Below are 10,647 nucleotides of genomic sequence, written 5' to 3'. Positions count from 1 at the left end.
CGGCGGCAGCGCGCGCTGTCACAAGGGGTGTTGGTGCGGGCGTGCGGCTTGGTGGCGGCCTAGTCTTCCGGGCATGGCTGCGGTTCACGGGCACTCGCCGGACGAGGCTCCCTTCTCCTTCCGGCGCGCGGTGGACGGTCTGCGGACCGCCCGGGTCCGCACCGAGGTACGGATCGAGGAGGTGCCGGCGCCACGCCGGCTCGCCTCGTACGCGTTCGCACTGGAGGCGACGGTGCTCGCCGACGGGGAGGAACTGGCCGACGGCCGGCTGGTGCTGCTGCACGAGCCGGACGGCCATGACGCCTGGCAGGGCGAGTTCCGGGTGGTCACGCTGGCCCGGGCCGAGTTGGAGCCGGAGATGGCGGGCGACCCGCTGCTGCCGGAGGTGAGCTGGTCCTGGCTGACCGGCGCGCTGGCGGCCCGCGGCGCGGCGTACCACGAGCCGAGCGGCACGGTGTCGCGGGCGTCCTCGCACTACTTCGGCGGTCTGTCGGAGCGCAGGGACGACACCCAGATCGAGATCCGCGCGTCGTGGACGCCGTACGAGCGGCCGGGCCTCGACGGCCCGGACACGGCAGCGCACCTGGTGGCGTGGTGCGACCTGCTGTGCGCGTGTGCGGGTCTGCCGCCGTCCGACGGTCCGGACCCGTCGGGGCGGCCGGTCAGCGGTGTGGTGCCGCTGCCGAAGCGCAGGACCTGACGGTCCGTCCGGCCGCCGTTCGATCGGCCGTCCGATTTGCCGGAATTGTTCTCCAACAAATCGTGATCTTTCCCTAAAGCCGGGAGCAAATGCTGCCGAAGGAGACTGTGACCGTTTCAGTCCCCTTTGCACAGGAGGCCCGGTGTCCGTTCTTCTCGAGCAGCCCACGAGCCTGGTCGCCTACCGTCCCAGCAAGCCGACGGCCATGGTCGTCGTGGCCGATCCCCGGGTTCGCTCCACTGTCACCCGACACCTGTGGGCGCTCGGAGTCCGGGACGTGATCGAGGCTTCCTCCATTGCCGAAGCCCGCCCCCGGGTCGGCAACCCACGCGACATCTGCGTCGCCGACGTCCACCTGCCCGACGGCTCCGGACTCACCCTGCTCGCCGAGACCCGCGCGGCCGGTTGGCCGAACGGCCTGGCGCTCTCGGCCGCCGACGACATCGGCGCGGTGCGCAACGCACTGGCCGGCGGCGTGAAGGGCTATGTCGTCACCGGCACCCGCAACACCGCGGGCGCGCTGGCCGGCCGGCCGGGCCTGGCCCCGCTGGGCGCCACCGCGGCCCGTATGCAGCGCCGCCCGCCGGGCGTGCCCGGCCACCCGGGCGGCTACCGCGAGCTGTCCGGCCGCGAGGTCGAGGTGCTGCGGCTGGTCGCGGAGGGCCAGTCGACCAAGGCGATCGGGGTGTCGATGGGCCTGTCCGCGCTCACCGTCAAGAGCCACCTGGCCCGGATCGCCCGCAAGCTCGGCACCGGCGACCGGGCCGGCATGGTCGCGGTGGCGCTGCGCACCGGCATCATCCACTGAGGCCCAGCACGATCGGCGGCCCCCGGCGGAACGTTCCGCCGGGGGCCGTCGCGGCCTGCCGGATGCCGCCGCGACACCCCCGTTCCGGGCCATGACGTCGGCCGGTCGGCAATCATGCTGCGACGTAGATCCACCACGGCGGCTCACCACGGCTACCCTTGACAGGTGACCGACGCCAGAGAGACCGCAATCCAGGAACCATCGGCGCCGGTCCCGCTGCTGGACCCGCGCGAGGGAATCCCGCCGGTGACCGCCAGCCCGGAGGCCCTCGCAGAAGTTGTCGCGGCGTTCGCCGCAGGTTCCGGACCGGTCGCTGTCGATGCCGAGCGCGCCTCCGGCTACCGCTACGGACAGCGGGCCTACCTGGTCCAGCTGCGCCGTACCGGGGCAGGGACCGCGCTGATCGACCCCGTCGGATGTCCCGACCTGTCCTCCTTGGGCGAGGCACTGACCGGCACCGAGTGGGTCCTGCACGCCGCCACCCAGGACCTGCCGTGCCTGCACGAGCTGGGCATGCGCCCGACCTCCCTGTTCGACACCGAACTGGCCGGGCGGCTGGCCGGCTTCGCCCGGGTCGGCCTGGGCGCCATGGTGGAGAACGTGCTGGGCTTCACGCTGGAGAAGGGCCACTCCGCGGTCGACTGGTCCACCCGCCCGCTGCCGGAGCCCTGGCTGCGGTACGCGGCACTCGACGTGGAACTGCTGGTCGACCTGCGCGACGCCCTGGAGGAGGAGCTGCGCGGCCAGGGCAAGCTCGACTGGGCGCTCCAGGAGTTCGCCGCGATCGCCGCGGCGCCGCCGCCCGCGCCCCGGGTCGACCCCTGGCGCCGCACCTCCGGCATGCACAAGGTGCGCCGCCGCCGGCAGATCGGCATCGTGCGCGAGCTGTGGCAGGCGCGGGACCGTACCGCCCGCGAGCGGGACGTCTCGCCCGGCCGCGTGCTCACCGACGCGGCGATCGTCACCGCCGCCCTGGAGACGCCGCCGAACGTGCACGCGCTCGCCGCGCTGCCCGGTTTCGGCCACCGCATGGGCCGCCGCCAGCTGGAGCAGTGGCAGGCCGCGATCGACCATGCCCGGGCCCTGCCGGAGCGCGAACTCCCGCAGCCCACGGCCGCGTACACCGGACCGCCGCCGCCGCGCGCCTGGGCCGACAAGGACCCGGCCGCCGCCGCGCGGCTGTCCGCGGCCCGCGCCGCGGTCTCCGCGCTCGCCGAGGAGCTCAACCTCCCCCAGGAGAACCTCATCGCCCCGGACACCGTCCGCCGGATCTGCTGGGCGCCGCCGTCCTCGATCACCCCCGAGGTCGTCTCCGCCACCCTCGCCTCCCTCGGCGCGCGGCCCTGGCAGGTCGCCCTCAACACCCCTCTGCTCACCCAGGCGCTCACCACCCAGCCGCCCTCCCCGGCCGCGGAGTAGCCCTCGGCACAGCCGCCGAGCAACTCTCAGTAGCACCCGAACCGCCGTCCACCGGACGGCTCTTCGGTGTGACCTGCGCCGCATGCCGGGGTAGCAGTAGGCACGTCTGTTACCGATGAGTAGCATGGGCGTCGGCGGTCGCGCTCGCTCCTCGGAGTGCGTCCACCCGCACGGTCACGACCCGCCCGGGTTCGCCGGTGAGCGAGCCGGAAGGCGCGCCGGTGTCGAAAGGTGGGAGTACCCCCAGACCGGGTCCGGGGGTACCCCCAGGCAAAGCTCTGGGGGAGCCGGAGGCGAGCCGAACACAAAAGAAAGGTCGCATCGTGCCTCGTACCGCGAGGGAGGTCGTCTTCGTCGACGGCGTCCGCACCCCGTTCGGCAAGGCGGGCCCGAAGGGTATCTACCACGAGACCCGCGCCGACGACCTGGTGATCAAGGCCATCCGCGAGCTGCTGCGGCGCAACCCCGGCCTCGACCCGGCGAAGGTCGACGAGGTGGCCGTCGCGGCCACCACGCAGATCGGCGACCAGGGCCTGACCCTCGGCCGCACCGCCGCCATCCTCGCCGGGCTGCCCACCACCGTGCCCGGTTTCTCGATCGACCGCATGTGCGCGGGCGCGATGACCGCGGTGACCACCACCGCGGGCGGCATCGCCTTCGGTGCGTACGACGTGGTGGTGGCCGGCGGCGTGGAGCACATGGGCCGGCACCCGATGGGCGAGGGCGTGGACCCCAACCCGCGGTTCGTCTCGGAGAAACTGGTCGACGAGTCCGCCATGTTCATGGGCATGACCGCGGAGAACCTGCACGACCGGTTCCCGCGGCTGACCAAGGAGCGCGCCGACGAGTTCGCCGTCCGCAGCCAGGAGAAGGCCGCGAAGGCGTACGCGAACGGGAAGATCCAGCAGGACCTGGTGCCGATCGCGGTCCGTCGCACCACCCCGATCGACAGCGGCTCGGCCGGGGAGACCGGCTGGGGCCTGGCCACCGCCGACGAGCCGATGCGGCCGGGCACCACGCTGGAGCAGCTCGCCGGGCTGAAGACGCCGTTCCGGCCGCACGGCCGGGTCACCGCGGGCAACGCCGCGGGGCTCAACGACGGCGCCACCGCTTCCCTGCTCGCCGCCGAGGACGTGGCCCGCGAGCTGGACCTGCCGGTGAAGATGCGCCTGGTGTCGTACGCCTTCGCGGGCGTGGAGCCCGAGGTGATGGGCATCGGCCCGATCCCGGCCACCGAGAAGGCGCTCGCCAAGGCGGGCCTGGGCATCGAGGACATCGGCCTGTTCGAGGTGAACGAGGCGTTCGCCGTGCAGGTGCTGTCCCTGCTGGACCACTACGGCATCGCCGACGACGACCCGCGGGTCAACCAGTACGGCGGCGCCATCGCCTTCGGCCACCCGCTGGCCTCCTCCGGGGTGCGGCTGATGACCCAGCTCGCCCGGCAGTTCGAGGAGCAGCCGCACGTGCGCTACGGCATCACCACCATGTGTGTCGGCTTCGGTATGGGCGGCACGGTCATCTGGGAGAACCCCAGGTGGAGCGAAGCGACCAACAAGCACAGTGACGGGAGCGGCAAGTGAGTTCCACCGCAGAGCTGCTGAAGGGCGCGGCCGAGCTGTTCCCCGGCGAGGTCGTCACCGACGCCCAGGTGCGCCACATCGACCTGCCGGGGGCGGGCCGGTTCGCGCTGATCACCCTCGACAACGGCTTCGACCACACCAAGCCGACCACCCTCGGCCCGCAGTCGCTGGCGAACCTCGACGCCGCGCTGGACCAAGTCGAGAAGGAGGCCGCGGACGGCGAGATCATCGGCGTCGGCGTCACCGGCAAGCCGTTCATCTTCGCGGTCGGCGCCGACCTCAAGGGCGTGGAGCTGCTGAAACGGCACGAGGACGCGCTGTCCATCGGCCGCGGCGGCCACGACGTCTTCAAGCGGTTCCAGTCGCTGGCCGTGCCGACCTTCGCCTACTACAACGGTGCCGCGATGGGCGGCGGCGTCGAGATCGGCCTGCACTGCTCCTACCGCACGGTCTCCGCGTCGGTGCCCGCGTTCTCGCTGCCCGAGGTCTTCCTCGGTCTGGTGCCCGGGTGGGGCGGCTGCACCCTGCTGCCGAACCTGATCGGCGCCGACCGCGCGGTGACCGTCATCATCGAGAACTCGCTCAACCAGAACCGCCAGCTGAAGGGCGCCCAGGTCCACGAACTCGGCATCGCCGACGCGCTGTTCGAGGCGGCGGACTTCCTGGAGCAGTCGCTCGCCTGGACCGCGGCCGTGCTCAAGGGCGAGATCGAGGTGGTCCGCCCCGAGCTCGACCGCGGTGAGGCGTGGGACCAGGCGGTGGCCCGCGGCCGGTTCATCGCGGACGGCAAGGTGCACGGCGCCGCCCCGGCCGCCTACCGGGCCCTGGACATCATCGCCGCCGCGAAGGACGGCGACCTTCGCAAGGGCTTCGAGGCCGAGGACATCGCGCTCGCCGACCTGATCATGGGCGGCGAACTGCGGGCCGGCATCTACGCCTTCAACCTGGTGCAGAAGCGCGGCAAGCGCCCGGTCGGCGCCCCCGACAAGTCGCTGGCCCGCCCGGTGAGCAAGGTCGGCGTGGTCGGCGCCGGCCTGATGGCCTCCCAGCTCGCCCTGCTCTTCGCCCGCCGCCTGGAGGTGCCGGTCGTGCTGACCGACATCGACCAGGCGCGGATCGACAAGGGCGTCGGCTACGTCCACGGCGAGGTCGACAAGCTCCTCGGCAAGGGCCGAATCGGCCAGGACCAGGCGAACCGGCTCAAGGCCCTGGTCACCGGCCACCTCGACAAGGCGACCGCGTTCGGCGACGCCGACTTCGTGATCGAGGCCGTCTTCGAGGAGATGGGCGTCAAGCAGCAGGTCCTCGCCGAACTGGAGGCCGTGGTCCGGCCGGACGCGATCCTGGCGACCAACACCTCGTCGCTGTCGGTCTCCGAGATGGCCGCGAAGCTGGCGCACCCGGAGCGGGTGGTCGGCTTCCACTTCTTCAACCCGGTCGCGGTGCTGCCGCTGCTGGAGATCGTCCGTGGCGAGGGCACCGACGACGCCTCGCTGGCCACCGCCTTCGCAGTGGCGAAGAAGCTGAAGAAGACCGCGGTGCTGGTCAAGGACGCGCCCGCGTTCGTGGTCAACCGCATCCTGACCCGCTTCATGGGCGAGATCCAGAACATCATCGACGAGGGCACCCCGGTGGCGGTCGCGGAAAAGGCGATCGAACCGCTCGGCCTGCCGATGTCGCCGCTGGTGCTGCTGGAGCTGGTCGGCCCGGCGATCGGTCTGCACGTCTCCGAGACACTGCACGGCGCCTTCCCCGACCGCTTCACGGTCTCGGCGAACCTCGCGGCCGTGGTCAAGGCCGGCAAGCGCGGCTTCTACGTCTACGACTCGGGCACGCCCGAGCTGGACCCGGAGGTCGCGGCGCTGCTCAAGCAGGGCGACTCGGTACTCACCGAGGAGCAGGTGCGGGCGCGGGTGCTGGACGCGGTCGCGCAGGAGATCGGGCTGATGCTCGGCGACGGTGTCGTGGCCGAGGCCCAGGATGTCGACCTCTGCCTGATCACGGGCGCCGGCTGGCCCTTCCACCTCGGCGGCATCACCCCCTACCTCGACCGCGAGGGCGTCTCCCAGCGGGTGAACGGCAAGCCGTTCCTGACGCCGGGCGTCGCGAGCGTCCCGGCGTAAGCAGACCCCCATGGCGAACGTGCCCGGCCCCCTCAACGGTGGTCCGGGCACGTTCGTTGGCGCGGCGCGACCCGCCGCCGGCGCGAGACCGCGGCTCCCGTCCGACCATGACGGGCGGAGGTGATGCCTGCTCCTCCCCATCCCGGGTGGACTCTGCCAGGGGCGTGAACGACTTGGACGTACCGCCCGGCTGCCCCGGACGAGCATCCAGCGGGCGGCGTCGGCGCGCAGTTGCACGACAGCGGCAAGGTCGGCGTCGACGGCGCGACGGAAGCGGAGAGCGTTCACGTCACGATCTCGCACAGGCGTTCGCCTTCGGGAGTCCGACCGCCCGGCGTTCGCGCTCGAACTCAAGGTGCGCCCCGGGCCCGGCCGCTGGATTGCTCGATGACTGATTCGACCCCGTCCAGAATCCGAGCAAGCCCGAATTCGAAGAGGGTGTCGAGTTCGAGGTCGAACTCTTCCTGGCCGAAGAGGGTGGACAGTGTCGGATAGGCGCCGGCGGCCTGGATCGTCTCCATCCGCGGTTCGTTGGAGGCCATCCACTCCTCGGGGGTCATACCGGTGTCCTGCACCGCCTGCGACTCCAGCTCGACGGCCGCCGCGACGCCCTGGGCGTACCCGAGGAGAGCGAGGTGGACGTGGATCATCTGGGTCGGTGTCAGCCCCAGGCCCTTCAGCGCGCCGAGGACCCGCTCGGCGTAGCGCATCGCGTGGGGTGAGGCCATCGGCCGGGTGAGAGCGGCCATGGCTCGCGCCAGCCAGGGGTGCCGCTGGTACAGGCCCCACAACCACCTTGCCTCGCGCTCCAGTTGCGCGCGCCAGCCGGACGGTCGCGGCCCCACCGGTTCTCCGTTGAACACTGACTCCGACATCAGCCGCACGAGCTCGCCCTTGCTCGGGACGTGGCGGTAGAGCGCCATGGTCGAGACGCCGAACTCGGTGGCGAGCCGGCGCATGGAGAGCGCGGCGAGCCCTTCGGTGTCGACGAGAGCGACCGCGGCGCGGACGATGCGATCCCGGGTGAGTGCGAGGTGGGCGGTCGATGGCCGTTCTCGGCCTGGCTCGGCGACCACGGTGCCGACGCCGGCCACGGCCCGCACCAGACCCTCCTGGTTCAGGATGGCGAGCGCCTTTGTCGCGGTCGCCATGGCGACACCCCACTCCTGGGTGATGCGCCGGGTGGAAGGGATGCGGGCACCAGGCGCAAGCTCACCCGAGGCGATACGCCGACGGATGTCACCGGCGATACGGAGGTAGGGCGGTTCCACGGCCATGACCCGCATTGTACTAGTGCACTCATCGGGCATTCAGGCTGATCAGAGCAGTGAGGTGCGGCGTGCACTAGGTACCTGCTTGCGGTGTACGCCATGCTCTCGATTCCCTGCCGTTCATGGAGAACACACCCGGCCCCCGCGCGGGGCGCAAGGAATGGACCGCCCTCGGCGTCCTGATGCTGCCCCTCGCTCTCGTCTCGATGGACGTCTCGATCCTGTACTTCGCGATTCCCTACATCAGTCAGGATCTGGAGCCCAACGCCGCACAGCAGTTGTGGATCCTCGACATGTACGGCTTCGTCCTCGCCGGGCTGCTCATCACGATGGGTGCGCTCGGCGACCGGGTCGGCCGCCGCACGTTGCTGCTCATAGGAGCGGCCGTCTTCGGAGCGGCGTCGGTCGCTGCCGCGTACGCGCGCACGCCTGAACTGCTCATCGCCGTACGCGCGCTGCTGGGCCTCGGCGGCGCTGCCATGATTCCCTCGACCCTCGCCTTGATTCGCAACCTCTTCCACGATGAGAAGCAGCGCGGCAAGGCGGTGACCCTGTGGACCGGCGTCATGACCACGGGCATTTCCCTCGGGCCCGTGGTCAGCGGGCTGTTGCTGGAGCACTTCTGGTGGGGCTCGGTCTTCCTGGTCAACCTGCCCGCGATGCTGCTCCTGCTCGCGACGGTGCCTTTCCTGGTGCCTGAGTTCAAGTCGGCGAAACGCGAGCGCTTCGACCTGCTGAGCGCGGTTGTGTCACTGGGCGCCGTACTCCCGGTCATCTACGGAATCAAGGAATGGGCCCTGCACGGGTACGAGCCGCGGCCCGCCCTCGCCATCGGCGCGGGGCTCCTGCTCGGCGTTGTCTTCGTACGCCGGCAAAAGCACCTCGCGCATCCGATGGTCGACCTCGACCTGCTCGGCCGGCGCACCTTCGGCGGCCCGGTGCTCGCCAATCTCCTCGCGATGTTCGCCACGGTCGGGATGGCCGTCTTCCTTACCCAGTATCTGCAGTCCGTCCTCGGCCTGAGCCCGTTCAACGCCGCCTTGTGGAGCCTGGTACCGGCCGCCGGAGTGGCCGTCATGGCCCCGGCCGGGGCTGCGCTCGCACAGCGCATGGACCGCGCGTCCGTCATGGGCGGCGGCTTCTTCCTCTCTGCCTGCGGGTTTCTCTGGCTGACCCAGGTACGCACGGACTCGGCACTGTGGTTCCTCCTGGTCGGCGCCTCCCTGTATGCGGGTGGTCTGGTCGCGGCAATGACCCTCGCCAACGAACTCGCCCTCGGCGCGGCCCCGCCGGAGCGTGCGGGCTCAGCCGCGGCCGTGCTGGAGGCAGGTCAGGAGCTCGGCGGCGGCTTGGGCATGGCGATCCTCGGGTCCATCGGGGCAGCGGTCTACAGCCGGGACATGAATGGTGCGCTGCCCCCTGGAGTACCGCATGCCGAAGCCGTGCGCGAGACGCTGGGCGGCGCGACGGCGGCCGCCGCCCAGCTGCCGGCCGGGACCGCAGATACTGTACTGGCGGCCGCACGAGACGCCTTCACCCATGGGATGAGCATCGCGGCCGTCGGCGCGGCCGCCGTCATGGCGGGTGCCGGGCTCTTCTCGTTCACATGGCTGAGGGGTGCGGGCAAGTCGGGCCACCCGGCCGAAGCATCCACCGACCCGCGGCCCAGCACACTCGCGTAGTGATGCCCGCTCTCACGTCCGGATCTCACGGCGCCCGGAGCCGCACGCTCAGGACGTGAGCAGCGCCACCGTCAAGTCACGCACCAGCGACTTGCGTTCATACTCGTCCAGTTGGCCCAGACCGCGCTCGGAAATCTCGCGCAGCACCTCCCCCACCGCACCCAGCGCGTCGTCGAGTGCGGCCTTGCGGCGCTTCGCGTCGACCGCCGTGATCCGGGCGCGGCGCATCGCGGCGGCCAGTTCGGGCGCGTAGTCGATCCGGACCGGGGTGGCCGAGAAGACCTCGACGCCCACCGCACGGACCTCCGTCGTGATCAGCCGGGTCAGGTCGTCGGCGACGCGCTCGCAGTCGCGCAGCGTGGGGAGCTCGCCGCGGAAGTCGTCCACCGGGTGCCGGGCCGCGACGCGGGCGACAGCGGCCTCCACCGCCTCGCGCAGGAACCGGCCGTGGTCGCGGACCCCGTAGACGGCTCTCGCGGTGTCCCGCACCCGCCACACCAGCAGCAGGCTGACCCGCAGCGGGGTGCCGTGGGCGTCCACGGCGTCGATCGGGCGGCTGCGCCAGTGCCTCAGCGTCACATCGACGTGGCGGCGGCGCAGCAGCGGGCTGATCCACAGCAGCCCGGTGCCGCGTACGGTCCCCCGGTACGCCCCGCAGCGGCTGAGCACGCGGACGGTGCCGGGGCGGCCGCGGGCCAGCCCGGACAGCGCCAGCAGCACGACGGCGGCGAGCGGCGCGAGGCCCGCCCACAACGGCCCGCCGGCCCCGGTGTCGGGCGAGCGCGGCAGCAACGGCCCGTCGAGCCAGGAGGGCAGGACGCCGGCCCGCCACAGCAACGCGGCCGCGGCGCAGGCGGCGGCGAGCGCGGTGAGGACGGCGACCCAGCCGGGCAGGCTCGGCCCGGGCCGTTCCACGGGGGCGTCGTGGAGCGCGCGGCGGGCGCGCTCGCCCCGCTCGGTGCCGTCGGGCGCCTCCGGGTCCGGCGCGGCCTCGCGGGCCTGCCAGGGCAGGGTGGTGGCGGGCAGCACCACGGTCGGGGCGGTGTCGGCGGTCGGTGTACGGG

Annotated in this window: 8 protein-coding genes; 6 read left to right on the top strand and 2 right to left on the bottom strand. The window is 72.0% G+C overall.

Annotated elements, in window-relative coordinates; all coding sequences use genetic code 11:
- Positions 1-73 precede the first annotated feature (73 nt).
- The 5 genes from AC13HU_RS21230 to AC13HU_RS21210 all read left to right on the top strand — a co-directional run bounded on the left by AC13HU_RS21230 (position 74) and on the right by AC13HU_RS21210 (position 6,630).
- Positions 74-700, top strand: coding sequence for a DUF3000 domain-containing protein (locus AC13HU_RS21230; RefSeq protein WP_483043495.1), 627 nt, complete (start codon positions 74-76; stop codon positions 698-700).
- Positions 701-842: 142 nt separating this feature from the next.
- Positions 843-1,508 carry a LuxR C-terminal-related transcriptional regulator gene (locus AC13HU_RS21225; RefSeq protein ID WP_483043494.1) on the top strand — a complete coding sequence of 222 codons (666 nt, stop codon included), beginning with the start codon at positions 843-845 and terminating at the stop codon, positions 1,506-1,508.
- 165 nt (positions 1,509-1,673) lie between these two features.
- Positions 1,674-2,927 carry an HRDC domain-containing protein gene (locus tag AC13HU_RS21220; RefSeq protein WP_483043493.1) on the top strand — a complete coding sequence of 418 codons (1,254 nt, stop codon included), beginning with the start codon at positions 1,674-1,676 and terminating at the stop codon, positions 2,925-2,927.
- A 323-nt stretch (positions 2,928-3,250) separates the two neighbouring features.
- Positions 3,251-4,507 carry a thiolase family protein gene (locus AC13HU_RS21215; protein ID WP_483043492.1) on the top strand — a complete coding sequence of 419 codons (1,257 nt, stop codon included), beginning with the start codon at positions 3,251-3,253 and terminating at the stop codon, positions 4,505-4,507.
- Positions 4,504-6,630 (top strand): 3-hydroxyacyl-CoA dehydrogenase NAD-binding domain-containing protein, encoded by a 2,127-nt coding sequence (locus AC13HU_RS21210; RefSeq protein ID WP_483043491.1) that lies wholly within the window; start codon positions 4,504-4,506, stop codon positions 6,628-6,630. Before AC13HU_RS21215 ends, AC13HU_RS21210 begins: the two co-directional genes overlap by 4 nt.
- A 350-nt stretch (positions 6,631-6,980) precedes the next feature.
- Here AC13HU_RS21210 and AC13HU_RS21205 read toward each other — a convergent pair whose 3' ends face one another.
- A complete protein-coding gene (locus AC13HU_RS21205) occupies positions 6,981-7,907 on the bottom strand; it encodes a TetR/AcrR family transcriptional regulator C-terminal domain-containing protein (RefSeq protein WP_483043490.1) in 927 nt (308 codons plus the stop codon).
- Between the two features lie 116 nt (positions 7,908-8,023).
- Between AC13HU_RS21205 and AC13HU_RS21200 the strand changes: the two genes are divergently transcribed.
- Positions 8,024-9,583, top strand: coding sequence for an MFS transporter (locus AC13HU_RS21200; protein ID WP_483043489.1), 1,560 nt, complete (start codon positions 8,024-8,026; stop codon positions 9,581-9,583).
- Positions 9,584-9,631: 48 nt separating this feature from the next.
- On the opposite strand, the gene AC13HU_RS21195 is transcribed toward AC13HU_RS21200, so the two are convergent.
- Positions 9,632-10,647, bottom strand: a 1,016-nt coding sequence (locus AC13HU_RS21195; RefSeq protein WP_483043488.1) for an SPFH domain-containing protein, incomplete at its 5' end; no start/stop codon positions are given.

This window comes from Streptomyces sp. NH27 (assembly GCF_056859195.1).
Note: the sequence above shows the minus strand (reverse complement) of the source record. Positions and strands in the feature narration are given on the sequence as shown.

Excerpts from the sequence above, each read along its gene's own strand:
- AC13HU_RS21205 (WP_483043490.1), bottom strand. The coding sequence starts at position 7,907 with ATGGCCGTGGAACCGCCCTACCTCCGTATCGCCGGTGACATCCGTCGG.
- AC13HU_RS21200 (WP_483043489.1), top strand. The coding sequence starts at position 8,024 with ATGGAGAACACACCCGGCCCCCGCGCGGGGCGCAAGGAATGGACCGCC.
- AC13HU_RS21230 (WP_483043495.1), top strand. The coding sequence starts at position 74 with ATGGCTGCGGTTCACGGGCACTCGCCGGACGAGGCTCCCTTCTCCTTC.